We start from the raw sequence: 26,965 nt of genomic DNA on the forward strand, positions 1-26,965 counted from the left end.
CCCGCCGGGTGCGCACGGCGGGGCGCAGGAGGTCACTTGCGGCCGGGGGTCCAGTTCATGCCCCAGCCGTAGGCGTGGTCGACGGTGCGCTGCGGGCTCACGCCGCGCTGCGGGACCAGGAAGCGGGCCTCGCGCTGGACGACGAGATCGGAGCCGGTGTTGGTGATCAGCGCGAGGGCGCAGACCGTGGAGGGGACGGTGCACTCGCCGAGGGAGAACTCGATCGCCGCGCCGTGCTGCGGCTGCAGGGTCACGGTCGCCTCGAGATCGGCGAAGCTGCGGGCGCCTTCGTAAACCGTCACGAAGATGACGATGCGGCGGATGTGGCGCCGGTGGTCGAGGTTGACGGTGAGGTTCTCGCCCGGTGTGCCTCCCGTGCGGTCGTCCCCGTCGAGGTGTACGAACGGCGGCCGGTCCAGCGCCCCGAAGGCGTTGCCGAGGGCCTGCACCACGCCTTTGCGTCCGTCGGAGAGTTCGTACAGCGCGCACAGGTCGAGGTCGAGGTCGCCGTGCATGGCGACCGCGCGGCCGAGCTTGGCGCCCCAGCCCTTGAACTGCTTGCGCACCTGCCAGTTGAGGTTGACCCGCATCGTGCCGGACGTGCCGCCCTGCTTGGTGAGGGAGACGGTGGGCGCCTCCTTGGTCAGCGTCACCTTGGTGAGGCGTACGGGCGCGGGCGGCGCGACGGGCGGCGCTGCCGGCGGAGGCGGCACCGCAGCCGGTGCCACTGGCGTCGGCGCGGCGGGCGCGGCGGGCGCGTGCTGGGGTTCGTCGACCGTGATGCCGAAGTCCGTGGCGAGGCCCTCGAGTCCGGTCCGGTAGCCCTGTCCGACGGCGCGGAACTTCCAGGTACCCTGCCGCCGGTAGAGCTCGCCGAGCACGAAGGCCGTCTCGACCGTGGCGTCCTGGCTGTCGTACCGGGCGAGCTCGTCGCCGGAAGTGGCGTCGAGCACCCTGATGTGCAGGCCGGGCACCTGCCCGAAGCTGCCTCCGTCGGCGGAGGCGGCCAGCACGACCCGTTCGACAGCGCTCTCGACCCGCTCGAGATCGACGGCGACGACGTCGGTCACGGCACCGCCGGCCGTCCGCCTGCCTTCGTGGCGCACCGCTCCGGAGGCGTGCGACGGCTGGTTGTAGAAGACGAAGTCGCTGTCGGAGCGGACTTTCCCGGACGACAGCAGAAGGGCCGACGCGTCGACGTCGGGCACCCCCGGACCGGCGTGCCAGCCGAGCTCCACGCGCACGCTCCGCGCCTGCACCGCGGTGTTCGCTCCCTTAAGCATGGACATGCTCGCCCCCATCGCGATTCTGTGCGCCCGGAAGTTCATTCATCGTCAACCTATTCCGCATACGTCCCCCGCCGAGGGGCCGACCCGTCGGTAACCCTCTCTCAGCTTGCCCTTTACACGATCACGAGACTCAAGGAGGCCCGATTTTCCCAAGTTCGCTCCCATTAGTGAACCCCGGTCACTCGTAGCTGCCGAAACAACCCTCTTATCGGGCTCCCCAACCAGCACATCGTGGGCTTAACTTATGTGCCATGACCTCCCCCCGCGCCACCTACGGCGGCGGTTACTACTCCGCGCCGGCGTTTCCCGACACCCCGATCTACGACTCCCTGGTCGCGGAGCGGGGCACCCCTCAGATCGCCCCGATCCGAGTGCCTGCCGCATACGACACCGGCAACAGCTACCTGCCGGCGCTCCCCGCGGCCCTGCCCGCCCTCCCGGCGGCTCCTTCCCCGTCCGCCCCCTCCTACGGCTACCCGCAGCCGATGCAGCAGCCCGTGCCGCTGCAGCATGCGCCCGCGCCGTACATCCCGCAGCAGGTGGCCGCACCCCGCGGCTACCCGGGTGCGCAGTACCAGCCCCAGCCGCAGCGTCCGGCACCCACCGGGTACGAGGCCATGCGGCCTGCGGCGGCCCGCCCCGCTCCGGCGCCCACGCCCTACGAGGATCCGTACTACCGCCAGTACCAGAGCCGGGGGTACTGAGCCGCAGCGACGACCGGCATACGGCGGCCCGCCCGGAGAGTGCTCCGGCGCGGAGGTAGGGACGGGCCGCCGCCCGACCTCTTACGGCAACCACCCCCCGGTCCCCGCGTGCGACCCACCGACATGTGCCCCCGTCACGAAGTTCCCGGCGCCCGGGAACCCATCGTGGTGGCAAGCTCGTTGGAGAGTTCGCGGAGACGGCTCGCGGGGGGTGACGTTCCTCATCCCTTCGCACCATTCGTGCTTGTGCCGTCCCGTACCGGGCATGCACGGACACGGGAAGGGGTGGGGACACGTGCGGGCAGCCGTCGGCATCTGGCGCTGGCGCCGCAATCCCCTGCGGCGTGCCACCGATCTGGTCGAGGCGTGGCTCGCTCTCGTCGCCGCCCTGCTCATCGTCGTGACCGCCCCTGCCGCGGGCTGGATCACCGGCGCGCTGGCCGAGGAGTCGCTGCGCCAGTCGGTCCGGGTCCAGCGGCTGCAGCGCCATGCCACGACGGCCACGGTGCTCGCCCCGGTCACGCCACCGCGTTCCGCCGCCTTCGATCCAGAGACCGCCACGGCGAGCGAGCGGCGATGGGCGGTCAGGGCGAAGTGGACCGCACCTGACGGCAGTCGGCACACCGGCACCCTCCCGACGACGCTGTCCGCGGCACGCCCCGGCGACACGTTCCGCGTATGGACGGACAGGTCCGGCCGTATCGTGCCCCGCCCGATGGACCCCGCCACCACAGAGGTGCATGCCGCACTGGCCGGGGTGGGCGCCGCACTGGCCTGGGGCCTGCTCGTCGAATGCGCGAGAAGGCTGGTCCTGTGGCGGCTCGTGCGCCGCAGACACGCGGACCTGGACCGGGCCTGGGCCGCGGTGGGGCCGGACTGGGGTCGGGCCGGTGCGGGAAGCTGAGCTGCCACATCCCGTCAACTCCCGCCCGCCTCGCGCGCTACGGTGGTGCGACCCCTTCGGGCAGGTCCCAGGGGTTCGGGAAGCGTCCCCCTCAGTGGCGCGGCAGTGAACGGACCACGAGGTGGGGGCAGAGCAGCACGATGGCACAGGGCACGGTCCAGGTGACGCACACCGGCACCTCGCGGTGGCGGCGCCGCACAGGCGAGTACCCCTCTCTCGCCGCTGCCCTGGAGGCCGCCGGCGACGGTGACGTCCTCACCGTGGCCCCCGGCACCTACCGCGAGAATCTGGTCGTCCGGCGCGCAGTCACCCTGCGGGGTCCCGAGGGCGCGGTCGGGTCGGTGCGCATCGCGCCCGCCGACGGCGTGCCCCTGACCGTGCGCGCATCGGCCACCGTGCGGGACCTCCATGTGGAGGGCCAGGACTCGTCCGCCCCCGCACTGCTCGTCGAGGACGGCACCCCGGAGCTGACGGACCTGCGGATCGTCACCCGGTCCGCGGTGGGTCTCGAGGTGCGCGGTGCCGCCCGGCCCACGGTTCGCCGTTGCACGGTCGACAATCCGGCGGGCGTCGGGATCGGCGTACTGGACGGCGCGGGCGGCGTGTTCGAGGAGTGCGAGGTGGTCTCCGCCGGCCAGTCCGGCGTGTCGGTGCACGCAGGGGCGCATCCGCGGCTCGAGCGCTGCCGGGTGCATCACGCCTCCGGCGCGGGCCTGAGCGTCACCGGCGAGGGCAGCGGCCTCGAGGCCATCGGCTGCGAGGTGTACGAGATCAAGGGCACTGGCGTCCAGATCGCGTCCCGCGGCGCCGCACATCTGACCGACTCCTCGGTGCACCGCACGTCGGCCGACGGCGTCACCCTCGACACCGACGCGATCCTCACGCTCTCCGACTGCGACATCCACGACATCCCGGAGAACGCGATCGACCTGCGCTCCCGTTCCGTCCTGACACTCACCCGGTCCACGGTGCGCCGCTTCGGGCGCAACGGCCTGTCGGTGTGGGACCCGGGGACCCGGGTGGACGCCAACCAGTGCGAGATCCACGACAGTACGGGCGACTACCCGGCGGTCTGGGTCAGTGACGGCGCGACGGCCGTGCTCGACTCGTGCCGGGTCCACGACGTACCCGACGCCCTCTTCGTCCTCGACCGGGGATCGCGCGTCGATGTCGTCGACAGTGACCTCTCCCAGGTCCGCAACACCGCGGTCTCGGTGAGCGACGGAGCCACGGCGCAGCTCGACGACTGCCGTATCCGCGAGGTCTCCACCGGTGCCTGGTTCCGTGACCACGGCAGCGGCGGCACACTGAACGGCTGCACCGTCGACGCCGCGCAGACCGGTGTGATCGTCACCAAGGGCGCCGACCCGCTGATCGAGCGCTGTACGGTCACCTCGCCCGCCGAGGCCGGTTTCTATGTGTCGGCCGAGGGCCGGGGCACCTTCCGCGGCTGCCGGGTCACGGGCAGCGGCGGCTACGGCTTCCATGTGATGGACGGCTGCCGTACGACACTGAGCCGATGCCGCACGGAACGGTGCGCCCGCGGCGGTTACGAGTTGGGCGACGAGGAGGGCGCGGTCGTCGAGGACTGCACCAGCGACGAGAGCGGGATTGCGCGCCCGGGCACGGAGCCTGGCACGGCCACCGTGACCGCGACCAGGACCACGCCCGGACTGCTGTCCGCCGTCCCGGCGCAGAGCACGCAGACCCCGGCCGCACCCGCCCCGGAGGACACGTCGGCGCGCGACTCGGGGGCGGTCCTCGGTGAACTGGACGCTCTGGTGGGCCTGGACAGTGTCAAACGCGAGGTCCGCACCCTCACCAACATGATCGAAGTCGGCCGGCGCCGCCAGGAGGCGGGGCTCAAAGCGGCCTCGGTGCGCCGCCATCTGGTCTTCACGGGCTCCCCCGGCACCGGCAAGACGACGGTCGCCCGGCTGTACGGCGAGATCCTCGCCTCGCTCGGTGTGCTGGAGCGCGGCCATCTCGTCGAGGTGTCCCGGGTCGACCTGGTCGGCGAGCACATCGGCTCCACCGCGATCCGCACCCAGGAGGCGTTCGACCGGGCACGCGGCGGCGTGCTCTTCATCGACGAGGCGTACGCCCTGTCCCCCGAGGACTCGGGGCGGGACTTCGGCAAGGAGGCCATCGACACCCTGGTGAAGCTGATGGAGGACCATCGCGACGCCGTCGTGGTCATCGTCGCCGGGTACACGGCGGAGATGGAGCGCTTCCTCGCCGTCAACCCCGGGGTGGCATCCCGTTTCTCACGAACCATCACCTTCAGCGACTACGAGCCGGAGGAGCTGCTGCGGATCGTCGAGCAGCAGGCGGAGGAGCACGAGTACCGGCTCGCCCGGGGCACGGGCGAGGCGCTCCTCAAGTACTTCACGGCCCTGCCGAAGGGTCCCGCCTTCGGCAACGGCCGCACCGCGCGGCAGACGTTCGAGTCGATGGTGGAGCGGCACGCGGTGCGGGTCGCCGAGCTCGCGGAGACGAGCACCGACGACCTCACCCTGCTCTACGCGGACGATCTGCCCGAACTGCCCTGAGCCTGCCGGGGCACGGCGGGGGTGAGCCGGTCGAGCAGTGCCGCCCGCTCCTTCGCGAACACCGGGTCGGCCTGGTATTCGGAGTGCCCGAGGATCGGCTCGGGCAGCGGATGCCGCTCGGAACGCCCGTAGACCACGGGGTCCTGGAGCGCCCCCCGGTCGACGTCCGTCGGGTCCTCGCAGCCGTCGCCGGCATGGCCCTGCCGGCCGGCGATCAGCATCGGCCCGCCGATCGGGTCGGTGCGCCGCCACAGATTGCGCCAGCAGTCGACTTCGCTGCTGAGTTCGAGCAGCGCCTTGGGCCCGAAGTACGCGGGGAACCAGCGCCCGTACAGCCGCTCCAGCGGCGATCCGTACGTCAGGAGCGCCACCCTCCTGCGGGTGGCCGGGGGCAGTTGCCACACGGCCGCCGCGGCCAGCACGCTGCCCTGCGAGTGGCCGGAGATCACCAGTCGGCCGCCGGTCCGAGCCGTCCAGGTGCACACCCGCCAGGTCAGGTCGGGTACGGCCCGCTCGGCATAGCAGGGCGGCGCGAAGGGGTGCGCCGCCCGCGGCCAGAAGGTACCCACGTCCCACAGGATGCCGATGGTGCGCCGGGCGGAGGCGTCGCGGTAGGCGCGGCGGCCCATGGTGACGAACAGTATGAAACCGAAGCCGACGAGCCAGGAGCCGAGCGCCTGCGCGGTCTCGGCGGCCGACTCGGCGAGGCCCCGTTCGCCGAAGGAGCGGCCCGGCACCTCACCGCTCAGCCAGGAACCGCCGACGGCCCCGGCACCGAGCAACAGGGTCGCGCCGGAGACGACGCCCACCATCAGAGGTGCCACGTCGGTGAGGGCGGCGCGGGCGCGGGTGCCCGCGATCCGCCGGGTGCGGACCGAATCGCGGCGGCCCTCACCGGGTGGAGCCCCCTCGAAGTACTCCGCCTCGACCTGCGGCGCGAGGCGGCGGGCCACCAGCCAGGTCCGTACGACGAGCAGCAGCGCGGGGATCAGCAGCACCGCCAGCAGTACGGGGATGACGGACGCCTGCCAGCTCAGCAGCACCGGCGGCCCGGGAATGGTGCCCTCGCCGTCCATGCCCGGAGTTCCCGGCCCGTCGATCCAGTCCGCGACCCGCTGCGCCACCCCGCCGGTCATCACTCCGCCGAGCGCGCAGGCGAGCATGGCGACGGCCGGACCGCCTAGTCCGTGCAGCACGGTCCGTGGATGGCGCGCGCGGCGGTGCAGGAGCCGGGCGGCCACGGCCAGCGCGACGACGAGGGCACCTTGGGCGAGGACGATGACACGAAAGGTGACCTCGCCGGGCAGGGTGGCGCCCGATGCCCAGCCGGGCCGCGACCAGGAGGCGTAGAGGAGCGACAGGGCGAGCAGCGCCAGGGCGGCCCCCGGCAGGCAGCGGACGGCGGCGCGGTCGAGGCCGGCGTCGATACGCCGCTCACTGCGGCCCCTGCGGCACACCACCCACAGCACGGCGGTCCCGACGACCACGAGCGCACCTTCCAGCAGCACGCCGCAAATCTTCAACGGGACGTCCTGGGCGGCCCGGTCGTGCCGTGCGGCGGCTCCGGCGACCGCGGCGGCGACGGTGAGGAACCCGGCGGCGGTGTGGGCGGCGCGCAGGCGGGCGACGAGCCGGCGGCCGTACCAGAATCCGGGTCTGCCCAGCGCCGGCCTCACGAGCGGCGCGGGCTGTGCGACGTCGTCGGCGGCGCCGCAGTCCGCCTCCCCCGGGACTGCGCGGCCGTCGTCCTCCGCTTCCTCGGCATCCTCCTCCTCGCCCTGGTCGTCTGCGGCGTCCCCGACCGGCGGGCGTTGCGACTCGTACGCGCTCCAGGTCCGGTTGGACAGGTACCAGAGCAGTGTCACCAGCGCGGCGGGCACCACCGACGCGAGCGCGAGGCGCCGCCCCGGCTGCGACCACCAGCCGCCCTGCGCAGCGGACATGAAGCCCAGCCAGGACCGGTCGCCGCTGCACTCGGCGGACCCGGCGCACTGCCAGGCCAGCAGGTCGAGGGCGACCTCGCAGGCGGCGGCCGTCAGCAGCACGGTCAGGCTCAGGGCGACCAGGCGCACCAGCGCCCCGTAGAGCCGGGTGGTCCGGCGCATCCCTCGGACCCTGGGCCGCATCCAGTGCCCGAGGTTGACGACCATGAACGGCAGCAGCAGCAGCCACAGTGCGCGGGCGCCGTTGCCCGAGGTCAGGTTGGACCAGCAGTACGCCTCGGGGATGGGCCGGTCGCGGTGGACGCCAGGGCTGTCCTCCGCCTCCGCGTCGTCGGTGCGGCGGTACACGGCGGCCTTCTCGTCGCCCGATATCCGCACCGTACGGGGGTCGCCGAGCATGTCCTGGGGGGTGGCTCCGCCGACACCGTGGACGAGCAGCTCGAGTGCGGGCCCGCCGCTGTGCGGCGCCCGGGTCGCAGGGGTCACTGCGGTGACTTCCTTCCTCGGCAACGATGGCGACAGAATCAAGGATCATGGCAGCTCGCCGCACCGCTCTCACGGAATCTCCCCGAGCCCGGCCGGCAATACGCGTGCGAGGATGAGAAGCCTCGGCCACGCCTCGCGCAGGCGGCATGGCCGTCATACGACGAACGGGAAGGACCGGCCCCGGCTGTGAGCGACAACCAGAACCTCCTCGCGGAGCAGCGGCGTGCTCTGATCCTCGACGAGGTGCGCAGGCGCGGCGGGGTGCGGGTCAATGAACTCACCCGCAGGCTCAAAGTCTCCGACATGACGGTCCGCCGCGACCTGGATGCCCTGGCGCGGCAGGGTGCCGTCGCGAAGGTGCACGGCGGTGCGGTGCCGGTGGCCGAGGCGAGCACGCACGAGCCGGGGTTCGAGGCCAAGTCGGCGCTCGAGCTGAGCGCGAAGGAGGACATCGCACGGGCCGCGGCCCGGCTGGTGGCGCCCGGCAGCGCGATCGCCCTGTCGGGCGGCACCACGACGTACGCGCTGGCGCACCATCTGCTGGAGGTGCCGGACCTGACGGTCGTCACCAACTCGGTGCGCGTCGCCGACGTGTTCCACACGGCTCAGCAGCCGGGCGCGGCGGGCGGCCGGCGGCCGGGGGCCGCGACCGTGGTGCTCACGGGAGGCGTGCGTACGCCGTCGGACTCGCTGGTTGGGCCGGTGGCGGACCAGGCGATCCGCTCGCTCCACTTCGATGTGCTCTTCCTCGGTGTGCACGGCATCTCTGTGGAGGCGGGCCTCTCCACGCCGAATCTGGCGGAGGCGGAAACGAATCGCCGGCTTGTGCGGGCCGCGCGCCGGGTGGTGGTGGTCGCCGACCACACCAAGTGGGGAACGGTCGGCCTGAGTTCGTTCGCCGAACTCGCGGAGGTGGACACCCTGGTGACAGACGCCGGTCTGCCGACCGCGGCCCGGGAGGAGATCGCGGAGCACCTACCGGGACTCGTGGTGGCGGGCGAGGCGGACACGGCCGGCGAGCCGCGGCAGGCGGGGATTCACGACGGTCAGGACGGCTGAGTCCGGCGTGGGCACCTTCCGCCTCGGCCGGACGACCGGGTTGCCCGTCCATGAGTGCTGGCTGCGGGTCACCGACTGGCCGGCCCATGCGGCGCAGGTGCCACTGACGGCCGTCTCGATGGCAAGCCCGCCGCCCACCGGTGCGGGCACGGTGTTCGTCGTGCGCAGTGCGTTCGGCCGTTTGGGTTTCGACGACCCGATGGAGGTCGTCGCCTGGGAGCCGCCGTCGGCCGGCCGGCCGGGCCGCTGCCGGCTGGAGAAGCGCGGCAGGGTGATCACCGGCTGGGCCGAGATCGAGGTGCACGAGAAGGGCCCGGGTTCGGTGGTGCTGTGGGTGGAGGAGCTGCGATTCCCGTGGCTGCCGGCGGCTTTGGACCCCCTTGTCGCACGGGTGGGCCGACGGGTGTTCGGACGCGCGCTCGACGGGATCCTTGGGGCGGGAGGCGGGGCGAGCGGTGCGAGCGAGGGCTGAGGGGCGGACATCGGCCTGTGCCGCGGCTATGGTGTACGGTCCCGTCCTTCGGCGCTGGAGGTAGCCGACATGGCACGTCAACTCCGTTCGGTGGGGCTGGAGTTCGTGGAGAGCGCTCCGCTGCGCCTGGTCTTCTCCGCGCAGGTCTCGGCGTCGCCCCAGGCGCTGTACGCGGCGCTCGCCGACGATGTCGCCGGCTGGCCGGGCTGGTTCACCGCGGTGACCGCCGCCAGGCCCGTGGACGACGGCGCCGGCCGTGAGATCCGGCTCAAGGGTGGCACGGTGTTCACCGAGACGGTCCTCGCGAGGGAGCGGGACACCCGCTACGCCTACCGCGTCGACCAGACCAACGCCCCCGGTCTGCGGGCCCTGCTGGAGGAGTGGCGGATCACCCCGGCGGCGAGCGGCGCACGCGTGCGGTGGACGTTCGCGGCCGACGGTCCGGCGCCGCTGCGGCTCGCGCTGCGGCTCGGCCGCCCGGGGCTCGGCCGTGCCTTCCGCGACGCCGTGCGCAATCTGGACCGTCGCCTCGCCCGTTCCCCCGGCATCTGAACGGCCGGCCGCGCCCGCCGTCAGCAGCGCCAGACGCCCTGCGAGAGGAACCGCTCGATCACCGCCGTGTACGGCCGGATGTCCAGCCCCTGCTCGGCGAGCCAGGTGTCGGAGTAGTACTTGTCGAGATAGCGGTCGCCCGAATCGCAGATCAGCGTGACGACGCTGCCCTTCTCCCCTGCCGCCACCATCTCGGAGACGATCTTCAGCGCGCTCCACAGCCCGGTGCCGGTGGAGCCGCCCGCCTTGCGCCCGATGGCGCCCTCCAGGGCCCGCAGGGCGGCGAGGCTGGCGGCGTCGGGCACCTTCATCATCCGGTCGATGGCGCCGGGAACGAAGCTCGGCTCCATACGGGGCCGGCCGATGCCCTCGATCCGCGATCCGCAGTCGCTGCTCGCGTCCGGGTCGCCGTGCGTCCAGCCGTCGAAGAAGCAGGAGTTCTCGGGGTCGGGGACGCAGACCCGGGTGTCGTGCTGCATGTAGTGCACATAGCGGGCGATGGTCGCCGAGGTGCCTCCGGTGCCGGCGGTCGCGACGATCCAGGCCGGTTCCGGGTACCGCTCGAGCCGCAGTTGCTGGTAGATGGACTCGGCGATGTTGTTGTTTCCGCGCCAGTCGGTCGCCCGTTCCGCGTAGGTGAACTGGTCCATGTAGTGGCCGCCGGTCCGCTCGGCGAGGGCGGCCGACTCCTCGTACATCTTCCGGGGGTCGTCGACGAAGTGGCACCGCCCGCCGTGGAACTCGATCAGCCGGATCTTCTCGGCGCTCGTGGTGCGCGGCATGACGGCGACGAAGGGCACTTTGATCAACTTGGCGAAGTACGCCTCCGAGACGGCGGTCGAGCCGCTGGACGCCTCGATGACCGGCTTGCCGGGTCTGATCCAGCCGTTGCAGAGCCCGTACAGGAACAGGGAGCGGGCGAGGCGGTGTTTGAGGCTGCCGGTGGGGTGCGTGGACTCGTCCTTGAGGTAGAGGTCGATGCCCCACTCATCGGGCAGCGGGAAGCGCAGCAGATGGGTGTCGGCCGAGCGGTTGGCGTCCGCCTGGACCTTGCGTACGGCATCTTTGAGCCATCCCCGGTAGTGCGCGTCGCTGCGGTCGACGTCGACGGTCACGGCCGCCCCGTCCGGTGCCGGCTGCTGCGCCGTGCTGTTCATGGCGTCGCCCTTCGTCTGCGGTCATCTGCTGCGACCGTCTGGTACCACTGGCAACAGTAAGCGGCTCACCTGCGTAAACGTTCACTTTGGGTGTCCATAGGAGTCGCTTGTGGCCGGTCGGCACCGGGCGTACTGGTGTACGCGGCCCCAGTTGTGCACACTTCCAGGAGAGTCGTTGCGAAGGGGGCGGACAGATGGCCGTGGCAGAGCCGGAATTCAGCGCCACAGGTGTGCGTATCGAGCGCTGGCCCCGCTCGCTCACCCGGGCCGGGCAGGTGCTGATCAAGGACGGCAGGCTGGCGCTGATGACCAGTTACGGCAAGGTGATCGAGAGCGCCCCGGTGCGCGCGGTGACCGCCGCACGGCCGTGGTTCGCCGGCGAGGACAGCACCGTGGCGACACTGAACGGCAAGCGGTACCGCCTGACCATGGGGCAGCGCAGCCGGCGGCGGGACGGCCGCGCCATGGCGGGGCGTTTCCTTGAGGCGGTGCGCGGGGCGGGCGGCTCGCAGCACTGAGCGCGCGGGCCCGCCCGGTTGCGGGCCTGTGAGCGATGGTTCACGCTGATACCACATCACTCAGGGTGCACCGGCGGTCACGCTGTGATCCAGCCCCGTCGGTACGATCAGCAGGTCGGCCGACTGCTGGATCGCAATTCTCGTCTTCTTCCGGACTATTTCGGGGAGTCGCAGCCGTGACCAGCCAGCCCAGCAGGCACTGCACGGTGGAGCTCCAGGCCCTGCCGTCGCGGATCGGTCAGGTCCGCAGAATCATCTCGGCGCAACTGCGCTACTGGCATCTCGATCCTCTGATCGACCATGCCGCGCTCGGCGTCACCGAGTTGCTGACCAACGTCCACCGGCATGCCGAGCCGGACAAGATGTGCACCGTGGATGTCGAGTTGCTGCTCGACCGGCTCACGGTCTCCGTCCACGACCACGACCCGCGTCTGCCTGCCGTGCGGGATCCCGGCATGGCCGCCACCTCCGGTCGCGGCCTCGCCCTGGTGGCGGCCGTCAGCGAGAGCTGGGGCGCGAGGCCGCAGGGCGACGCCGGCAAGGTCGTGTGGTTCACCCTTCCGGCCTCCTCCCCCGCGGTGGCCCTGCCGGAGTACCCGGCGGTGTACGGGGCGACGACCATCGGCCCGTTCGCCGGGGCACCTGAGACGGAGCCCGTGCCGGCGGTACCGGCGACCGGGACGGCGGCCGCCCGGCCGGCCGTTGCCGGCTGACCGGTCGGAGCGTCCGCCCGGGGTGTCACCGCTGCCGTAGTCTCACGGCTTCGACGACCCGCGGACGGTGGCTTCCCGTTCCCGTGGGAGGTCATGCCGCACGGTCCTGGGGGACGCCTCCGAACTGCTCGTCCAGGACGGACAGCCGCCGCCAGTACTCCTCCTCGTCGATCTCGCCGGCGGCGAAGCGGCGGCCGAGGACGGCGATCGGCGAGCTCTCTGCGATGGTCGGACGGCCGCGCTGCCACGGGGCGGGGCGGCCGCGCCAGATCCCGGTGCGGCGCAGCACGGTGACGGTGCCGAGGACGACGGCCGCCCAGATCAGCGGGAAGAACAGGATCCACGGACCGGGCCCGTCGTAGGCGAGTGTGTTCATCTCGGTTCAGCTCCTCGATGGCGTTGGTGCTGCCGTTCTTGCTGCTTTTGAGGCTCCCGCCCGCAGGGGGTGCGAGTCGTCGTACGGCCGGCGGCAGTGCGGCTACCTCCACGGGAGTACGCGGAACGGTCACGACCGCCTTCCGCCGCGGTGGCTTCTGTACCTACTAGTATGTACAGTGCGGTCATGAGCACTCCGGAGCGACTGGTCGAGGCCACGCGTGAGCTTCTGTGGGAGCGCGGTTACGTGGGGACGAGCCCCAGGGCGATCCAGCAGCGCGCGGGAGCGGGCCAAGGCAGCATGTACCACCACTTCACCGGCAAGCCCGACCTCGCGCTGGCCGCTGTCCGGCGCACGGCCGAGGAACTGCGGGCGGCGGCCGGAACGTCGCTCGACCGGCCGGGCACGGCGTACGAACGGATCGCCGGCTTTCTGCTGCGGGAGCGGGACGTGCTGCGCGGGTGCCCCGTCGGCCGGCTGACCATGGATCCGGACGTCATCGCCGACGACCGGCTGCGCGCCCCGGTCGACGAGACGCTCGACTGGCTGCGCGGCCGGCTCGCGGAGATCGTCGAGCAGGGCCAGTCGCAGGGCGAGTTGAACGGGGCGCTCGTGCCCGCCGACATCGCCGCGACCATCGTCGCGACCCTCCAGGGCGGCTATGTGCTGGCCCGCGCGTCCGGCTCCACGGGCGCCTTCGACGCAGCGGTCCGGGGTGTGCTCTCCCTGCTCGATGCGTTCGCCGCACCCAGGAGTCGATGACCGCATGCACGCGATGCAGTACGAGATCACACTGCCCGCCGACTACGACATGGGCGTCATCCGCGACCGGGTGGCGGCCCGCGGACATCTGCTCGACGACTTCCCCGGTCTCGGGCTCAAGGCCTATCTGATGCGTGAGCGCGGCGCGGGCTCGCCGGTCAACCAGTACGCGCCGCTGTATCTGTGGTCGGCGCCCGCGGGCATGAACACCTTCCTGTGGGGGCCGGGGTTCGAGGGGATCGTCGACGACTTCGGGCGGCCGCAGGTGCAGCACTGGACCGGGCTCGCGTACCACGAGGGCCCGTCGGCCTCCGCCCCCGCGCGCACCGCCGTCCGGCGCAGGCAGCGCATCCCCTCAGGGGTTCTGCCGGGCCCGGTCGTCGAGGAGGCACTGGCCAAGACCCGGCGGCTCGCGGCACTCGACGGCGTGGTCTGCGCGGCGCTCGCCGTCGACCCGCGCCACTGGGAGCTGCTGTACGCCACGCTGTGGGAGCACGATTTTCCGAAGGCCGTCGGCGACCGTTACCAGGTGCTCCACCTGTCGCAGCCGGAACGCGCCGCGCTGCGTCAGGGCAGGCACTGGTGAGCGAGGACCCGGCACCCCGGACGCCCGCGGCCATCAGTGGGTGTGCACCTCCAGAGCGGCACGCACGGCGGAGTCCAGCGCTCCCTCGATCCATGCCGGTTTCAGCAAGGTGTGGCACCCGGCGAAGTGCAGCGGCCCTCCGCAGTGCCCATGTTCCGCAGTGCCCATGTCCGGAAGGAGTTCGGTGTGCTGCCCGGGGAGCAGGACTGAAAATGCACCTGGAACTGGATCTTGGGCCGGCGGCAGCGGGCCTCCGGCGGGGTTCACCCGGACGGCCTGTTTCACACCCCGGAGGGCGGCTCCTCCTCATGTGTCAGCCGCCGCCCGGTCCATACCTCGTGGGCGACGCGCCCCGCGATGCCACCGCCGTAGACGACCACTCCGACCCCGACGAGCCAGGACTGAACCACCAGCACCGTGCCGAACGGGCCGTACGTCACCGCGCTCGAGGCGATCAGTGGGGAGAAGACCAGCTGCGAGAAGACCCGTAGCCCGGCCATGGCGACGGCGGTTGCCACCGCCCCCGGCAGCAGGGCCCGCCAGCGGACCCGTCCGCAGAGCAGCAGCCGCTGGGACACCCAGAAGAACAGCACCGTCCCCGCCAGGTCGCCGATCGCCCCCACGAAGGCCGACAGCGCCGAATCGCCGGGCAGCGGCGTGCTCACGAAGGCCAGGAGGTAGACGATGAGCATCGCCAGCCAGACGACATGGCGCCACATGGTGTGCCAGCGGGCGGCCGGCAGGTCCCAGACCTTCTCGTAGGTGGTCTGCACCGCGGAACCGAAGGTGAGCCCGAAGACGACGAGCGCGGCGATACCGAAGGCGGTGGTGCGCTGCAGGGCCTGCCCCGGCATGCCGAACAGCCGCTCGACCTCGTCCTGGGACGATTCCGCGACTCCCAGCGCCTGGCTCAGCCAGCGGGCGAACCCCTGACCGCTGGCCGGGTCGGTGGCCGCAACGACGATGAGCAGCGGTACGAGCGTGAGGAACCCGAGGGCGGCGAAGCCCATGGCCCGGTGCATCAGTTCCAGGTCACGGCCACGGTTCCAGCCCACCCCGAGCGGCGACCTGGCCAGCGCGCGCCAAAGGCGCAGGAGACGGTGCGGGCGGACGGACTCGTTGCTCACATGTCGTGGCCTACCCGGAAGCGTCCCGGGGGCCGCCCTGGATGCCTCCGGACGGGTGGCACTCGTGAGGCAGCCGGATCGGGGCCTGAGGCCAACGGAGGTCAGACGAGTGCGCCGAGGGGGTCGTCGAGGACAGGCTGCCAGGCCAGTTCGGCCGCACCCACGAGGCTGTTGTGGTCGAGGGTGCACGACAGGATGGGGACCCCGCCGCTGCGGCCCCACAGGCTGCGGTCGGTGACCACGGCCCGCAATCGGTCCGGGTCGGCCTCGAGCAGTTCGCGGTGGAGCCCGCCCAGGATGATGCGGTCCGGGTTGAGGATGTTGACCAGCCCGGCCAGCCCCAGCCCGAGCCGGTCGACGAGTTCCTCCGCCGCACTCCGCACGGCGGGGTCGTCGTACTCCTCACGGAGCAGGTCCCTCGCGCGCTGCAGCAGCGAGACCTCGGGGCCGGGGGCGCGGCCCGCGGCCGTCAGGAAGGCGAGCGGGTCGGTCTCGACGTCGAGGCAGCCGCGGCTGCCGCAGTGGCAGGGGCGGCCCTCGGGATTCACGGTGAGGTGGCCGACCTCCAGCGCCAGCCCGGAACTGCCGCTGTGCAGGCGCCCGTCGAGGACGAGCGCGCCGCCGACGCCCCGGTGGCCGGTGGCGACGCACAGCAGATGCTGGGCGCCGCGGCCGGCGCCGTGGCGGTGCTCGGCGAGCGCGGCAAGGTTGACGTCGTTGCCGGCGAAGGCGGGCCCGGTGATGCCCGCGGCACCGACCTGCTCGGCGAAGATGTCCCGCACGGGCGCCCCGGCCGGCCAGGCCAGGTGCAGCGGGTTGAGTGCGGTGCCCTCGGGCTCGGCGACCGCGGAGGGAACAGCGAGACCGGCGCCCACGCAGCGGCGGCCACTGCGGCGCAGTAGTTCGGCGCCCGCGTCGACGACCTCGCCGAGCACCTGGGCCGGGTCGGCCTGGACGGTGACGCAGCCCGGTGCGGTGGCGACGATCCGGCCGCCGAGGCCGACGAGCGCGGCGCGGAATCCGTCGGCGTGGACCTGGGCGGCGAGGACGACGGGGCCGCTGTCGTCGACGGAGAGCCGGTGCGAGGGGCGGCCCTGCGAGCCGGCGGCCGCGCCGGGGCGGGAGTCGACGCGGATCAGGCCGAGGGCTTCCAGTTCGGCAGCCACGGCACCGGCCGTGGCGCGGGTGACGCCGAGTTCGGCGGTGAGCACGGCACGCGTGGGCGCACGTCCGGTGTGAACCAGTTCCAGGGCGGGGCCGAGCGCACTGCGGCCTCTCTCCAGTCTCGTCCGGGTGGTTGTCGCCTTGCCGTTCATGAAGGCGAGTCTCCCATGATCCCGGAGGCGCGAGCGCTTTCATGCAGGTGATCCGGCCGCCTTGAACATGGCCGACCCGAACCCCTATCCTGACTTTGTGCCGCTACTAAACAAACTCACGACGGCCATACCGGGGGTCCCGGGCGGAGATCCCGCCTCCGCCTCCCTGTCCCGCCTCCGAATCGCCCTCACCGTCTTCTTCGCCCTCGACGGCTTCCTCTTCGCCGGCTGGGTCGTCCGCATCCCGGCCATCAAGCAGCAGACCGGCTCCTCGGCGAGCGACCTCGGCCTCGCCCTGCTCGGGGTGTCGGCCGGGGCCGTCGTCACGATGACTCTCACCGGACAGCTCTGCCGCCGCTTCGGCAGCCACCCGGTGACCGTCGCCAGTGCCGTACTGCTCGCGCTGAGCATGGCGCTGCCGCCGCTCACCCACTCCTCCCTCGCCCTCGGACTGGTCCTGCTCGTCTTCGGCGCCGCGTACGGCGGGATCAACGTCGCGATGAACAGCGCCGCCGTCGAGCTGGTGGGCGCGATGCGACGGCCCGTCATGCCCTCGTTCCACGCGGCCTTCAGCCTCGGCGGGATGCTCGGCGCGGGCCTCGGCGGCCTGGTCGCGGGCGGCCTCTCCCCCTCCGTTCACCTGCTGGCGCTCACCGGCATCGGCCTTCTGGTCACCGCCGCGGCCGGCCCCGTACTGCTGCGCCACCACGCGCCGGCGGCACGGACCGACACCACCCCTTCGGCGCCTCGCCGTCTCGAGGGCCGCACCCGCAGGCTCGTGCTGCTCTTCGGCGTGATCGCACTGTGCACCGCGTACGGCGAGGGCGCCATGGCCGACTGGAGCGCGCTGCATCTCGAGCAGGACCTGCACGCCCACCCGGGACTCGCCGCGGCCGGCTACTCACTGTTCGCGCTCACCATGACGGCCGGCCGGCTCAGCGGAACGGTCCTGCTGGAGCGGCTCGGCCAGACCCGCGCCCTCGTCCTCGGCGGGGCCACCGCGGCGGCGGGCATGCTGCTCGGTGCGCTCGCCCCCTCCGTGTGGGCCGCGCTGGCCGGCTTCGCCGTCGCGGGACTGGGCCTGGCCAACATCTTCCCCGTGGCGGTCGGACGGGCGGGCGAACTCGCCGGCCCGGGCGGTGTCGCCGCCGCGTCGACCCTTGGCTACGGCGGCATGCTGCTCGGCCCGCCGGCGATCGGTTTCCTCGCCGACTGGTTCTCGCTGCCCGTGGCCCTGACGACGGTGGCGGCACTGGCCGCCGGCGCCGCGGTGATCGCGTACGGCGCACGGGCGGCCGCCGCCAGGGCGGTTGAGTAGCCGTACTCAGGCGCCCGCGCGCCGGGCGCCGCAGCATGGAACCACCACGACCACGCGCTTCATGGCCTTCGGCGCGTTCGCCGGGGATTCGTTCGCACAGTCCGCCGCGTTCCTGTATCCGGCACTCGTTCTGTCGGTGCTGCTCCAGGCCCTCGCGCTCGGACTCTTCACCCGGCTGCTGACCCGCCAGGGGCGCGCCGCCCGTCCGCACGGGGCCTGAGTCCTCTCGAGAGCAGGGCGGCCGACTGGCACAATCGAAGCCATGGAGACCTCTGCCTTCATCAAGTCCCTCGTCCAGGACGGGCAGTTACTGGCCTCCGCCGCCGAGGAAGCCGGTCCCGACGCGGCCGTGCCGACGTGTCCGGCGTGGCAGGTGCGGCACCTGCTGCGCCACACCGGCATGGTGCACCGCTGGGCAACGGGCTTCGTCGCGGAGGGTCACACCGAGTACCGGGCCGGCGCGGGTGCACCCGATCTGGACGGGGACGAGTTGCTGGAGTGGTTCCAGGAGGGGCACGGACTGCTGGTGGGTGCGCTGAGCGAGGCCCCGCCGGACCTGTCCTGCTGGTCGTTCCTGCCCGCCCCGTCGCCGCTGCACTTCTGGGCACGGCGGCAGGCCCATGAGACGGCTGTGCACCGGGCGGACGCCCAGTCGGCGGCCGGTGGCGGTCCGGGACACGTCGCGGCGCCGTTCGCGGTGGACGGCGCCGCGAACTGCTGTCGGCCTTCCACGCCCGGCCGAAGAGCCGGGTCCGTACCGAAACCCCCCGCGTGCTGCGGGTCAGGGCGACGGACACGGGCGACGTGTGGACCGTCCGGCTGTCGGCGCAGCCGCCGCGCACCGTACGCACGGACGACGGTCCCCCCGACTGCGAGCTGGCAGGGACCGCGGAACGGCTGTATCTGACGCTCTGGAACCGGCTGCCTCTGGACGCCGTGACCGTCACCGGGGACACCGGGCTCGCGCGGCTGTGGCGGGAGCAGTCGGGCATCACCTGGTCGCAGTGAGCGCGGCCGGGGCCGCGCCACGGCTCAGGTCCGGTCGCCGGGCAGCATCCGGGACAGCACCTCACGCTGGACGGGCTTCACCACCGCGTGGCGCGCGCGGCCCTCGTCAGTGAGCGCGACGCGCACGCCCCGCCGGTCCTCCGCACACATACCGCGGGTGACCAGGCCGTCCTTCTCCAGCCGGGCGATCAGACGCGAGAGCGCGCTCTGGCTGAGATGGACCCGGCCCGCGAGTTCCTGGACACGGCACGAGCGGTCCCCGGGGCCTGCGTCCTCCGCCCGCATCTCGGCGAGCACGTCGAGCACCTCGAAGTCGCTGGCACCGAGCCCGTGCCGGTGCAGCTCGCGGTCGAGCTCGCACATGGTGCGGGCGTGCAACGCAAGAACTTCGCGCCACTCCTCCACGAGCGCTTGCTCGGACTTAGCAGCAGCCATGACCGCACGTTAGCAGAGAAGTCGCACATTGTTGCATCGGAATTAAATGCACTTGCAGTCAATGCATGTGCATGTAGTGTCCTGCGTATGACCTCTCCGCCCAACGTCCCCCAAGCACAGGACCGCTGGAGCCCACGACTGTGGGGCACCCTTCTCGTACTCTGCGCCGCGATGTTCCTCGACGCCCTCGACGTGTCGATGGTCGGCGTCGCCCTGCCCTCCATAGCCGGCGATCTGGGGCTGTCCACCGCGACCCTCCAGTGGATCGTCAGCGGCTACATCCTGGGTTACGGCGGCCTCCTGCTGCTCGGCGGCCGCGCGGCCGACCTGCTGGGGCGCCGGCGGGTCTTCCTCATCGCCCTCGCCGTCTTCGCCCTCGCCTCCCTGCTCGGCGGGCTCGTCGACTCCGGTCCACTGCTGATCGCCAGCCGGTTCGTCAAGGGCCTGAGCGCGGCCTTCACCGCCCCCGCGGGCCTGTCGATCATCACCACGACCTTCAAGGAAGGCCCCCAGCGCAACCGCGCGCTGTCCATCTACACCACCTGCGCCGCCACCGGCTTCTCGATGGGCCTCGTGCTCTCCGGCCTGCTCACCGAGGTCAGTTGGCGTCTGACGATGCTGCTGCCCGCGCCCATCGCACTGGTCGCGCTCCTGGCCGGTATCCGGCTGATCCCTCGCAGCCGCCGCGAGGACTCCGGCATGGGCTACGACCTCCCCGGCGCCGTCACCGGCACCGCCTCCATGCTGCTGCTCGTCTTCACCGTCGTACAGGCACCGGAGGTCGGCTGGGCCTCCGCGCAGACGCTGCTCTCCTTCGCCGCGGCCGCCGTCCTGCTGTTCGTCTTCGTCACCATCGAGCGGCGCAGCTCCCATCCGCTGATCAGGCTCGGGGTACTGCGCTCCGGCAGTCAGATCCGGGCGAACGTCGGTGCCGCGTTCTTCTTCGGCTCGTACGTCGGGTTCCAGTTCCTCGTCACTCAGTACATGCAGTCGCTGCTCGGCTGGTCCGCGCTCGAGACCGCACTCGCCTTCCTGCCCGCGGGTGCGCTGGTGGCGCTCTCGGCGACGAAGATCGGCTCCGTCGTGGACCGGTTCGGCACCCCACGGGTGATCGCCACCGGCTTCGCCCTGCTGGTCGTGGCGTACGCGCTGTTCCTGCGGATCGACCTCGACCCGACCTACGCCGCGGCGATCCTGCCGTCGATGCTGCTGCTGGGAGCGGCCTGCGCCCTGGTGTTCCCGTCGCTCAACATCCAGGCGACCAACGGCGTCGAGGACCACGAGCAGGGCATGGTCTCCGGCCTGCTGAACACCTCGATCCAGGTCGGTGGAGCGATCTTCCTCGCGGTCGTCACGGCGGTGATCACGGCGGGCGGTGAGACGGGCGGCTCGCCGCAGGAGGTGCTCGACCGCTTCCGGCCCGGCCTGGTCGTGGTCACCGTGATCGCGGCCGCCGGACTGCTCATCACACTGACCGGGCTGCGCACGCCCCGCGAACGCCCGGGCATCGTGGTCGCCAGGTCCGTGCCGGACAAGGAGCCGCAGCGGGTGGCGGCGGGCGACTGACCCTCACCGGCGGCCGCGGCCGGCGGGCATGTTGCCCGGCGGCCGCGGCATTGTGACACTTCGTCCATGGAGCGACGCACACAGGCCGACCGGGACGCCGTGACGATCGAGATCGGCTATGCGCTGCTCAGCGCAGCAGTGGCCGGAGCGCTGGTCTTCGGGGCGGTCGCCGGACCGAAGCTGATGTTCGCCCTGCCGTACGCGTTCGAGCGCGGTCTGCTGGTCGCGGGGGCCTCGGCGGGCGCGGTCGTGTTCGTCCTGCGGGTCGTGGCCGTGCTGTGGCGATTCGGGGGCGGGGCGGATCAGCCCAGCCAGCCGGGGCGCACCAGGCCCGACTCGTAGGCCAGAACCACCAGTTGGGCCCGGTCGCGGGCGCCGAGCTTCACCATGGTGCGGCTCACGTGCGTCTTGGCCGTGAGCGGACTGACGACCAGCCGGCGAGCGATCTCCTCGTTGGACAGGCCGATGCCGACCAGCGCCATCACCTCCCGCTCCCGTTCCGTGAGTTCCCCGAGGCCCTCGGCCTCGGCAGGTTCCTTGGAGCGGGCCGCGAACTCGGCGATCAAACGGCGTGTCACACCCGGCGACAGCAGCGCGTCACCGACGACCGCCGCCCGTACCGCGCGCAGTAGTTCGTCCGGTTCCGTGTCCTTCACCAGGAAACCCGAGGCGCCGGACCGGATGGCCTCGAAGACGTACTCGTCGAGCTCGAAGGTGGTGAGTATGACCACCTTCACGTCCGCCAGGCGCTCGTCCCCGGTGATGCGCCGGGTGGCGGCCAGCCCGTCGAGCAGCGGCATCCTGATGTCCATCAGCACCACGTCCGGGCGCAGTTCACCCACCAGGCGCACCGCCTCCTCGCCGTCCGACGCCTCGCCCGCGACCTCGATGTCGTGCTGGGCGGCCAGCAGTGCCCGGAAGCCGGCCCTGACCAGCATCTGATCGTCGGCGAGTACCACACGGATCACATCGTCTCCTCGGTCCGCACGGGGAGTTCGGCCCGGACGCGGAAACCGCCGTCCGGGCGGGGGCCCGCCTCGACGGTGCCACCCAGTGCACCGGCACGCTCCCGCAGGCCGACCAGTCCGCTGCCGCTGCCGCCGGCGTCAGAGCCGGTCGCCGGCCCCTCGTCGTCGATCTGGAGGCCGAGACTGCCGGGCGAGTGGACGATACGTACCCGTGCGGAGCGCGAGCGCGAATGCCGTACGACGTTGGTCAGGGCCTCCTGGACGATACGGAACGCGGCCAGGTCGGTGCCGGGCGCGAGCGCCACCTCCTCGCCGACGCTTTCCACGTCGACGGTGAGACCGGTGCTCGCGGCCTGTTCGACCAGTTCCGGCAGGCGGTCCAGCCCGGGCGCCGGGGCGCGTGGCGCGTCACCGGGGGTGCGAAGGGTGTCCAGGACCTGCCGCACCTCGCCCAGTGCCTCCTTGCTCGCCACCTTGATGGTGGTCAGGGCCGTGCGTGCCTGTTCGGGGTCCGCGTCGAGCAGGGCCAGGCCGACGCCCGCCTGGACGTTGATGACGGAGATCGAGTGTGCAAGCACGTCGTGGAGTTCGCGCGCGATCCGCAGCCGTTCTTCGTCCGCGCGCCGCTGCTCGGCCGCGGCACGCTCGGCACGCTCGCGTGCCCAGACCTCGCGGCGCACTCGTACCAGCTCGGACGCCGCGACGACCGCGATCACCCAGGCGGTGATGAACACCTCCTGGCCCCACGGCGCGGCCTCGTCACCGGTCGGCGGCAGATACGCGTACAGCCAGTGCGCGATCAGCAGATGCGCCGCCCAGAGCAGCCCGACGGCCCACCATGCGGCGCGCCGGTGGCCCGCGACGATGGCGGCGAAGACGGCGACGGCGATGGTGAGGAAGACGGGTCCGTAGGGATAACCGGCGGCGAAGTACACCAGCGCGACGGCGCAGACGCCGAAGACGGTGACGACCGGGTACTTCTTGCGCAGCAGGAGGAGCGCCGGTCCCACGAGCAGCAGGACACGGGCGAGGACGTCGAGGGGTTCGCGGGTGTCCTGCTGGCTCTCGGCGGCGAAACCCGTGCCCACCATGACGAAGACGGCGACAGCCACGGTCGAGAGCCAGGGGATGCGTGCGCCGTCGGCCTGGTCCACGAAGGCCCGCAGCCACGACGGCCCGCCCCGTGACCACGACGGCCCGCCCCGTGACCACGGCGGTCCGCCCCGTGACCAGGGCGGACCTCCGCAGGTGCCGGGCCGCTGTTCCATACGGCCACGCTAGACCGGCGCGGGGCCCACGGGCGTCATCCGTGCGTGGCGATCACCCGTACTCCCTGGGGAGTACGGGCGCGGGGGCGGCGGCCTCCGAGATCCCGGCCTGGGCGTGCAGGCGGCGCAGCGGGCGCGGGGCCCACCAGTTGGCGCGCCCTGCGAGCCGCATGGCGACGGGCAGCAGGACGACCCTGATCAGGGTGGCGTCGACCAGGATCGCCAGGGCCGTGCCGATCCCGAGTTTCCTTGAGGAAGACGACGCCGCCGGTCGCGTAGGAGGCGAAGGTGAGCGACAGGATGCCGGCGGCGGCCGTGACGAGGGGCGCACTGCGCCGGATGCCTTCGGACACGGCGCGTTCGGTGTCGCCGGTGCGTTCGTGCTCCTCCTTGATGCGGGCCAGCAGGAAGACCTCGTAGTCCATGGACAGGCCGTAGGCGACGCAGAACATCAGGACGGGCATGCTCGGTTCGACGGACCCGGTGGGGGTGAAGCCGAGCAGCGAGGAGAAGTGGCCCTCCTGGAAGACGAAGACCAGGCAGCCGAACATCACCGAGAGGCTGAGCAGATTGAGCACGGTCGCCTTGGCGGGCAGCAACAGGCTCCCGGTCATCAGGAAGAGGATGACGAAGGTCGCGGAGAGGATGAGCGCGACGACGACCGGCAGCCGGTCGAGCAGGGTGCTGCGGAAGTCGGTGGTCTCCGCCGGATAGCCGCCGACCAGGACGCCCTCGGGGGCGGTGGGTACGGCGCGGATCCGCTCGACGAAGGCCGGCACGTCGCCGCGCATCGCCTCCTGGGTGGGCAGGAGGGCGAGCCGTGTGCCGTAACCGGTGGTGTGGGGCGGGTCGATCCGGAACACACCCGGGATCCGGGCCAGATCGTCGGTGTAGCGTGCGACGGCGCGCGCCCCGGCGGAGGCGGGACCACGACCTGGACGGCGTCGGTCGGTTCGGCGGCGAACTCACGGCGCACGGTCTCAGAGACCGTGCGCGACGACGTGCCCTCGGGCAGTGTGCGCTCGTCCGGCAGGCCGAAGCGCAAACCCAGCAGCGGTGATCCGGCGAGCAGCAGCAGGCCCAGCACGGCACCGCCACTGAGCACGGGCCGGCGCTCGCCCGCAGCGCGACACGGTGCCACAGCCCGCTGGGCGCCGGCTCGGTGCCGCGCTCCATGCGGTGGCCCCAGCGGGCCAGGGCTGCGGGCAGCACGACGACGGCGCGGAGTCTGCCGATGGTCACCGACGTCGACGCGTACTGGGACGCCGACAGTCCCGCCCTTCGCAGCGACGACGGCCGCCGGGCCCTGATTCTTGCCCGTCTCGAAGGCAGCGCAACCGAGACCCGGGAGGAACTCGCCACGCTGTCACCCAAACTGACTCGGACGACCGACGCGCTGACCGTCCGCGTCGGCGGCCAGGAGGAGATCTCGCGGCAGGTCGGCGAACAGGCCCGCGAGGACTTCCTGACCGCGGAGATCCTTGTGCTGCCGGCGGTGCTCCTGCTGCTGGTCCTGGTGTACCGGCGGACCGCCGCCGCCCTGATCACGGTCGGCGTCGGACTCATCAGCGTCGTCGGTACGCTCGCCGGCCTGCGCGCGGTCGCCCAGCTCACCGAGGTGTCCACCTTCGCCGCCAACATCGCGCTCGTACTGGGCCTCGGACTGGGCATCGACTACAGCCTGTTCGTCATCAGCCGCTACCGGGAGGAGCGAAGTGCGGGCCACGACCAGAGCGGCGCCGCCGTGCGTGCCACCGCGGCGGCGGGTCGTACGGTGATCTTCAGCGGGACCACCGTCGCCGTCTCGCTGTCCGCGCTGCTCGTCTTCCCGTTCTTCTTCCTCAGTTCCTTCGCCTACGCGGGCATTCTGGTCGTCGCCGGCGCACCTCGTCGGCCAGGGCGCGGCCGGCCCGCACCGCCTCCGGCGCGTCGACGTCGCCCGTGCCCGGGGTGACGAGAAGGGCGAGACTGGGATTGCCGGTGGCGAACTCCTCACGAAGGACCCCGGCGGCCTCCACGGACTCGGTGCCCGGCGCGTCCCAGCGGGAGAGGTCGAGATCGTCCTGGGCCCCGGCGCCGTAGGCGGCCAGCCCGAGGAAGAGCAGCAGCGTGGTGATCAGCACGGCCGCGCTGCGTCTGGCGGCGAACCGTCCGAGACGCGTCAAGGGACCGGACATCTGGGGTCGTTCGTCTGTCATGCCGCCACGGTGACGGGTGCCGCTGACCTTGCGCCTACTCTCCGCTGGAAGGCCCGCTGGAAGGCCCGCTGGAAGATCCACCGGAGGCCGGCCGCCGGGTTGGTCTCAAGCGCATGGGTGGGAGGATGCGGTTCGAACTGCTCGGTCCACTGCGGGCGTGGTACCGCGGGCGGGAGGTGGACCTCGGCCCGCCGAAGCAGCGGGCGGTGCTCGCGGTCCTGCTGCTCCAGGAGGGCCGCGCCCTGTCGTACGACGCGCTGGTGGACGCCGTGTGGGGCACCGAACCGCCCGTGCACGTACGCAACCTGGTCCAGAAGTACGTCTCCGGGTTGCGGCGCGCCCTGGCGGCCGGCCCGGGCGGGCCGAAGCCGGTGTGGACGGGCAGCGGTTACCGGCTCACGGGTGCGGCGATCGACGACCTGCGGGAACGGCACGCGCTGATGCGTACGGCCCTTGCGGCGCAGGAGGCCGGGGATCTGCGACGGGCCGCCGAAGTGGCCGCCGAGGGCGAGGCTTTGTGGCGCGGAGAGTTCGCCGAGGGGCTCACGGGCCCCTGCCTGGAGGCGGAGCGGCGCCGCTGGGCGGAGAAGCGGATGCTGGTGCTGGAGTCACGCCTCGCGTGCCTGATCGAGCTGGGGCGCCACGACGAGTGCGTCCACGAACTGGTGCGCCTGGTGGCTCTCCAGCCGCTGCGGGAACGGCTGGTGGAGCTGCTGATGCTGGCCCTCTACCGCAGCGGGCGCTCGGCCGACGCCCTGCTGGCCTACGAGGAGGCACGGCGCCGGATCTCGGAGGCCATGGGAGCGGATCCGGGTCCGGTGCTGCGGGCGCTGCACGGGCGGATCCTGCGTCAGGACCCGGCGCTGCTGCCGGCTGACGCACCGGCGGCCTGAGGGCGCAGTCCCACCTCGTGGGCGAGCCGGGTCGCTGTGTGCTCGAAGAAGGCGTCCCGGTCCGCGACCACGTTGTTGAAGTGGCCGAAGAGCTCGAAGGAGATCGTCCCGAAGAGCTGCGACCAGGCGGCGACCATCGCGGTGACCACAGCCGGCGGCAGGTCGGGGGCGATGTCGGCGGCCATGCGGTCCGCTTCGGGACGCACTCCCAGGGACAGCGGCGGGAGCGCGAGACCGTTGGTGCGGTGGGCGTCCCGGATGACGGAGACGAGCGCGAGCGCGACGCGGGAGGCCGGGGCGACGGTGTCCTTGGGTGCGGTGTAGCCGGGGACGGGTGAGCCGTAGATCAGGGCGTACTGGTGCGGGTGGTCGAGGGCCCAGGCGCGTACGGCGGAACAGGCTGCGGTCCAGCGGGCGCAGTGGTCGGCGGCGGGCGGCGCTGCGGCGAGGGCTGCCTCGGCGGCGGCGCCCACGGCGTCGTAGGCGTCGACGATGAGGGCGGTCAGCAGGTCGTCGCGGCTGGGGAAGTAGCGGTAGAGGGCGGAAGAGGCCATGCCCAGCTCACGGGCGACGGCGCGGAGGGAGAGTTTCGCGGCCCCCTCGGCGGCGAGTTGGGCGCGTGCCTCGTCCTTGATGGCCGCGGTGATCTCGGTACGGGCGCGTTCCCTGGCCCCTCGGATGGTGCTCATGGTGGAACACTCTGTCACGTTTCGGAGCAGCGGACAATAACGAGAGCATTGCTCTTGCTTGGAGGCGCCCATTCGGGGACACTGTTCTCAAGCGAGAGCAGTGATC

At 72.2% G+C, this 26,965-nt stretch carries 28 protein-coding genes and 2 pseudogenes; 17 read left to right on the forward strand and 13 right to left on the reverse strand.

The genetic code is table 11. The annotated features are described in order from the left end of the window. Window positions 1–32: 32 nt before the first annotated feature. Window positions 33–1,289 (reverse strand): TerD family protein, encoded by a 1,257-nt coding sequence (locus IE198_RS10730; RefSeq protein ID WP_189885191.1) that lies wholly within the window; start codon window positions 1,287–1,289, stop codon window positions 33–35. A gap of 251 nt (window positions 1,290–1,540) precedes the next feature. On the opposite strand from IE198_RS10730, the gene IE198_RS10735 reads away from it, so the two are divergent. The 3 genes from IE198_RS10735 to IE198_RS10745 all read left to right on the forward strand — a co-directional run bounded on the left by IE198_RS10735 (window position 1,541) and on the right by IE198_RS10745 (window position 5,449). Continuing rightward, on the forward strand, window positions 1,541–1,993 hold the full coding sequence (locus IE198_RS10735; protein ID WP_189885193.1) for a DUF6643 family protein: 453 nt from the start codon (window positions 1,541–1,543) through the stop codon (window positions 1,991–1,993). Between the two features lie 295 nt (window positions 1,994–2,288). Then, a complete protein-coding gene (locus tag IE198_RS10740) occupies window positions 2,289–2,897 on the forward strand; it encodes an Rv1733c family protein (protein WP_189885624.1) in 609 nt (202 codons plus the stop codon). 140 nt (window positions 2,898–3,037) lie between these two features. Continuing rightward, the gene (locus IE198_RS10745) at window positions 3,038–5,449 is read left to right on the forward strand and encodes a right-handed parallel beta-helix repeat-containing protein (protein ID WP_189885195.1); all 2,412 of its coding nucleotides are present in this window, start codon (window positions 3,038–3,040) and stop codon (window positions 5,447–5,449) included. Here the strand turns inward: IE198_RS10745 and IE198_RS10750 are convergent. Next, window positions 5,419–7,878, reverse strand: a complete 2,460-nt coding sequence (locus IE198_RS10750; RefSeq protein ID WP_189885197.1) for a hypothetical protein — start codon at window positions 7,876–7,878, stop codon at window positions 5,419–5,421. The genes IE198_RS10745 and IE198_RS10750 overlap by 31 nt on opposite strands. 186 nt (window positions 7,879–8,064) lie before the next feature. Here IE198_RS10750 and IE198_RS10755 point away from each other — a divergent pair, with 186 nt between their 5' ends. From IE198_RS10755 to IE198_RS10765, 3 genes are all read left to right on the forward strand, one after another. Beyond that, window positions 8,065–8,937, forward strand: coding sequence for a DeoR/GlpR family DNA-binding transcription regulator (locus IE198_RS10755; protein ID WP_189885199.1), 873 nt, complete (start codon window positions 8,065–8,067; stop codon window positions 8,935–8,937). A gap of 7 nt (window positions 8,938–8,944) precedes the next feature. Next, a complete protein-coding gene (locus IE198_RS10760) occupies window positions 8,945–9,409 on the forward strand; it encodes an SRPBCC family protein (protein ID WP_189885201.1) in 465 nt (154 codons plus the stop codon). Between the two features lie 69 nt (window positions 9,410–9,478). Continuing rightward, on the forward strand, window positions 9,479–9,961 hold the full coding sequence (locus tag IE198_RS10765) for an SRPBCC family protein (protein ID WP_189885203.1): 483 nt from the start codon (window positions 9,479–9,481) through the stop codon (window positions 9,959–9,961). Between the two features lie 20 nt (window positions 9,962–9,981). Here IE198_RS10765 and cds1 read toward each other — a convergent pair whose 3' ends face one another. Beyond that, window positions 9,982–11,118: an L-cysteine desulfhydrase Cds1 gene (cds1, locus tag IE198_RS10770; RefSeq protein ID WP_189885205.1), complete on the reverse strand. Its 1,137-nt coding sequence runs from the start codon at window positions 11,116–11,118 to the stop codon at window positions 9,982–9,984. Window positions 11,119–11,312: 194 nt separating this feature from the next. Here cds1 and IE198_RS10775 point away from each other — a divergent pair, with 194 nt between their 5' ends. Both IE198_RS10775 and IE198_RS10780 read left to right on the forward strand, forming a co-directional pair. Beyond that, window positions 11,313–11,636 (forward strand): hypothetical protein, encoded by a 324-nt coding sequence (locus IE198_RS10775; RefSeq protein WP_189885207.1) that lies wholly within the window; start codon window positions 11,313–11,315, stop codon window positions 11,634–11,636. A gap of 176 nt (window positions 11,637–11,812) precedes the next feature. Continuing rightward, window positions 11,813–12,349: an ATP-binding protein gene (locus IE198_RS10780; protein ID WP_189885209.1), complete on the forward strand. Its 537-nt coding sequence runs from the start codon at window positions 11,813–11,815 to the stop codon at window positions 12,347–12,349. A gap of 91 nt (window positions 12,350–12,440) precedes the next feature. Here the strand turns inward: IE198_RS10780 and IE198_RS10785 are convergent, their stop codons facing one another. Further along, window positions 12,441–12,725, reverse strand: coding sequence for an SHOCT domain-containing protein (locus IE198_RS10785; RefSeq protein WP_189885211.1), 285 nt, complete (start codon window positions 12,723–12,725; stop codon window positions 12,441–12,443). Between the two features lie 171 nt (window positions 12,726–12,896). Between IE198_RS10785 and IE198_RS10790 the strand changes: the two genes are divergently transcribed. Both IE198_RS10790 and IE198_RS10795 read left to right on the forward strand, forming a co-directional pair. After that, complete coding sequence (locus IE198_RS10790; protein WP_189885213.1) at window positions 12,897–13,487, forward strand: TetR/AcrR family transcriptional regulator; 591 nt, start codon at window positions 12,897–12,899, stop codon at window positions 13,485–13,487. Between the two features lie 4 nt (window positions 13,488–13,491). Next, a complete protein-coding gene (locus IE198_RS10795; protein WP_189885214.1) occupies window positions 13,492–14,073 on the forward strand; it encodes a DUF4865 family protein in 582 nt (193 codons plus the stop codon). A 33-nt stretch (window positions 14,074–14,106) separates the two neighbouring features. Here IE198_RS10795 and IE198_RS10800 read toward each other — a convergent pair. The 3 genes and pseudogenes from IE198_RS10800 to IE198_RS10810 all read right to left on the reverse strand — a co-directional run. Next, window positions 14,107–14,292 (reverse strand): annotated as a pseudogene (locus IE198_RS10800) (FAD-dependent oxidoreductase); the annotation flags it as partial. 62 nt (window positions 14,293–14,354) lie between these two features. Next, the gene (locus IE198_RS10805) at window positions 14,355–15,200 is read right to left on the reverse strand and encodes a YhjD/YihY/BrkB family envelope integrity protein (protein WP_373299822.1); all 846 of its coding nucleotides are present in this window, start codon (window positions 15,198–15,200) and stop codon (window positions 14,355–14,357) included. 101 nt (window positions 15,201–15,301) lie between these two features. After that, window positions 15,302–16,516: an ROK family protein gene (locus IE198_RS10810; RefSeq protein ID WP_100105911.1), complete on the reverse strand. Its 1,215-nt coding sequence runs from the start codon at window positions 16,514–16,516 to the stop codon at window positions 15,302–15,304. Window positions 16,517–16,613: 97 nt separating this feature from the next. Here IE198_RS10810 and IE198_RS10815 point away from each other — a divergent pair, with 97 nt between their 5' ends. The 3 genes and pseudogenes from IE198_RS10815 to IE198_RS10825 all read left to right on the forward strand — a co-directional run bounded on the left by IE198_RS10815 (window position 16,614) and on the right by IE198_RS10825 (window position 18,842). Next, window positions 16,614–17,834, forward strand: a complete 1,221-nt coding sequence (locus IE198_RS10815; protein ID WP_189885217.1) for an MFS transporter — start codon at window positions 16,614–16,616, stop codon at window positions 17,832–17,834. A 61-nt stretch (window positions 17,835–17,895) separates the two neighbouring features. After that, on the forward strand, window positions 17,896–18,054 hold the full coding sequence (locus IE198_RS10820) for an SCO4225 family membrane protein (RefSeq protein WP_189885219.1): 159 nt from the start codon (window positions 17,896–17,898) through the stop codon (window positions 18,052–18,054). 42 nt (window positions 18,055–18,096) lie between these two features. Further along, window positions 18,097–18,842: pseudogene (locus IE198_RS10825) on the forward strand (maleylpyruvate isomerase family mycothiol-dependent enzyme). A gap of 24 nt (window positions 18,843–18,866) precedes the next feature. On the opposite strand, the gene IE198_RS10830 reads toward IE198_RS10825, so the two are convergent. Continuing rightward, window positions 18,867–19,277, reverse strand: a complete 411-nt coding sequence (locus IE198_RS10830) for a MarR family winged helix-turn-helix transcriptional regulator (protein ID WP_189885221.1) — start codon at window positions 19,275–19,277, stop codon at window positions 18,867–18,869. 87 nt (window positions 19,278–19,364) lie between these two features. On the opposite strand from IE198_RS10830, the gene IE198_RS10835 reads away from it, so the two are divergent. Then, window positions 19,365–20,843 (forward strand): MFS transporter, encoded by a 1,479-nt coding sequence (locus IE198_RS10835; protein ID WP_189885223.1) that lies wholly within the window; start codon window positions 19,365–19,367, stop codon window positions 20,841–20,843. Between the two features lie 66 nt (window positions 20,844–20,909). Further along, complete coding sequence (locus IE198_RS10840) at window positions 20,910–21,185, forward strand: DUF6332 family protein (protein ID WP_189885225.1); 276 nt, start codon at window positions 20,910–20,912, stop codon at window positions 21,183–21,185. Here IE198_RS10840 and IE198_RS10845 read toward each other — a convergent pair. The 3 genes from IE198_RS10845 to IE198_RS10855 are packed head-to-tail and all read right to left on the reverse strand — an operon-like array spanning window position 21,146 to window position 23,942. Then, the gene (locus IE198_RS10845; RefSeq protein WP_189885227.1) at window positions 21,146–21,811 is read right to left on the reverse strand and encodes a response regulator transcription factor; all 666 of its coding nucleotides are present in this window, start codon (window positions 21,809–21,811) and stop codon (window positions 21,146–21,148) included. The two genes, IE198_RS10840 and IE198_RS10845, sit on opposite strands and share 40 nt — an antisense overlap. Next, the gene (locus IE198_RS10850) at window positions 21,808–23,079 is read right to left on the reverse strand and encodes a sensor histidine kinase (protein WP_189885229.1); all 1,272 of its coding nucleotides are present in this window, start codon (window positions 23,077–23,079) and stop codon (window positions 21,808–21,810) included. The genes IE198_RS10845 and IE198_RS10850 overlap by 4 nt, the downstream gene beginning before the upstream one ends. A 35-nt stretch (window positions 23,080–23,114) precedes the next feature. After that, on the reverse strand, window positions 23,115–23,942 hold the full coding sequence (locus IE198_RS10855) for an MMPL family transporter (protein WP_229833832.1): 828 nt from the start codon (window positions 23,940–23,942) through the stop codon (window positions 23,115–23,117). 371 nt (window positions 23,943–24,313) lie between these two features. Between IE198_RS10855 and IE198_RS10860 the strand changes: the two genes are divergently transcribed. Further along, window positions 24,314–25,033, forward strand: a complete 720-nt coding sequence (locus IE198_RS10860) for an MMPL family transporter (RefSeq protein WP_229833833.1) — start codon at window positions 24,314–24,316, stop codon at window positions 25,031–25,033. On the opposite strand, the gene IE198_RS10865 is transcribed toward IE198_RS10860, so the two are convergent. After that, the gene (locus tag IE198_RS10865) at window positions 24,921–25,277 is read right to left on the reverse strand and encodes a hypothetical protein (RefSeq protein WP_189885233.1); all 357 of its coding nucleotides are present in this window, start codon (window positions 25,275–25,277) and stop codon (window positions 24,921–24,923) included. The two genes, IE198_RS10860 and IE198_RS10865, sit on opposite strands and share 113 nt — an antisense overlap. A gap of 125 nt (window positions 25,278–25,402) precedes the next feature. Between IE198_RS10865 and IE198_RS10870 the strand changes: the two genes are divergently transcribed. Continuing rightward, window positions 25,403–26,170 carry an AfsR/SARP family transcriptional regulator gene (locus IE198_RS10870; RefSeq protein ID WP_189885235.1) on the forward strand — a complete coding sequence of 256 codons (768 nt, stop codon included), beginning with the start codon at window positions 25,403–25,405 and terminating at the stop codon, window positions 26,168–26,170. Here the strand turns inward: IE198_RS10870 and IE198_RS10875 are convergent. Continuing rightward, a complete protein-coding gene (locus IE198_RS10875; RefSeq protein WP_189885237.1) occupies window positions 26,128–26,859 on the reverse strand; it encodes a TetR/AcrR family transcriptional regulator in 732 nt (243 codons plus the stop codon). The genes IE198_RS10870 and IE198_RS10875 overlap by 43 nt on opposite strands. Window positions 26,860–26,965 lie beyond the last annotated feature (106 nt).

This window comes from Streptomyces xantholiticus (assembly GCF_014651015.1).
Classification (GTDB): Bacteria; Actinomycetota; Actinomycetes; order Streptomycetales; family Streptomycetaceae; genus Streptomyces; species Streptomyces xantholiticus.

Excerpts from the sequence above, each read along its gene's own strand:
- IE198_RS10865 (WP_189885233.1), bottom strand. The coding sequence starts at position 25,277 with ATGACAGACGAACGACCCCAGATGTCCGGTCCCTTGACGCGTCTCGGA.
- IE198_RS10850 (WP_189885229.1), bottom strand. The coding sequence starts at position 23,079 with ATGGAACAGCGGCCCGGCACCTGCGGAGGTCCGCCCTGGTCACGGGGC.
- IE198_RS10790 (WP_189885213.1), top strand. The coding sequence starts at position 12,897 with ATGTACAGTGCGGTCATGAGCACTCCGGAGCGACTGGTCGAGGCCACG.
- IE198_RS10830 (WP_189885221.1), bottom strand. The coding sequence starts at position 19,277 with ATGGCTGCTGCTAAGTCCGAGCAAGCGCTCGTGGAGGAGTGGCGCGAA.
- IE198_RS10875 (WP_189885237.1), bottom strand. The coding sequence starts at position 26,859 with ATGAGCACCATCCGAGGGGCCAGGGAACGCGCCCGTACCGAGATCACC.
- IE198_RS10785 (WP_189885211.1), bottom strand. The coding sequence starts at position 12,725 with ATGAACACACTCGCCTACGACGGGCCCGGTCCGTGGATCCTGTTCTTC.
- IE198_RS10840 (WP_189885225.1), top strand. The coding sequence starts at position 20,910 with ATGGAGCGACGCACACAGGCCGACCGGGACGCCGTGACGATCGAGATC.
- IE198_RS10735 (WP_189885193.1), top strand. The coding sequence starts at position 1,541 with ATGACCTCCCCCCGCGCCACCTACGGCGGCGGTTACTACTCCGCGCCG.
- IE198_RS10745 (WP_189885195.1), top strand. The coding sequence starts at position 3,038 with ATGGCACAGGGCACGGTCCAGGTGACGCACACCGGCACCTCGCGGTGG.
- cds1 (WP_189885205.1), bottom strand. The coding sequence starts at position 11,118 with ATGAACAGCACGGCGCAGCAGCCGGCACCGGACGGGGCGGCCGTGACC.
- IE198_RS10730 (WP_189885191.1), bottom strand. The coding sequence starts at position 1,289 with ATGTCCATGCTTAAGGGAGCGAACACCGCGGTGCAGGCGCGGAGCGTG.
- IE198_RS10795 (WP_189885214.1), top strand. The coding sequence starts at position 13,492 with ATGCACGCGATGCAGTACGAGATCACACTGCCCGCCGACTACGACATG.
- IE198_RS10860 (WP_229833833.1), top strand. The coding sequence starts at position 24,314 with ATGGTCACCGACGTCGACGCGTACTGGGACGCCGACAGTCCCGCCCTT.
- IE198_RS10870 (WP_189885235.1), top strand. The coding sequence starts at position 25,403 with ATGCGGTTCGAACTGCTCGGTCCACTGCGGGCGTGGTACCGCGGGCGG.
- IE198_RS10810 (WP_100105911.1), bottom strand. The coding sequence starts at position 16,516 with ATGAACGGCAAGGCGACAACCACCCGGACGAGACTGGAGAGAGGCCGC.
- IE198_RS10775 (WP_189885207.1), top strand. The coding sequence starts at position 11,313 with ATGGCCGTGGCAGAGCCGGAATTCAGCGCCACAGGTGTGCGTATCGAG.
- IE198_RS10835 (WP_189885223.1), top strand. The coding sequence starts at position 19,365 with ATGACCTCTCCGCCCAACGTCCCCCAAGCACAGGACCGCTGGAGCCCA.
- IE198_RS10765 (WP_189885203.1), top strand. The coding sequence starts at position 9,479 with ATGGCACGTCAACTCCGTTCGGTGGGGCTGGAGTTCGTGGAGAGCGCT.
- IE198_RS10820 (WP_189885219.1), top strand. The coding sequence starts at position 17,896 with ATGGCCTTCGGCGCGTTCGCCGGGGATTCGTTCGCACAGTCCGCCGCG.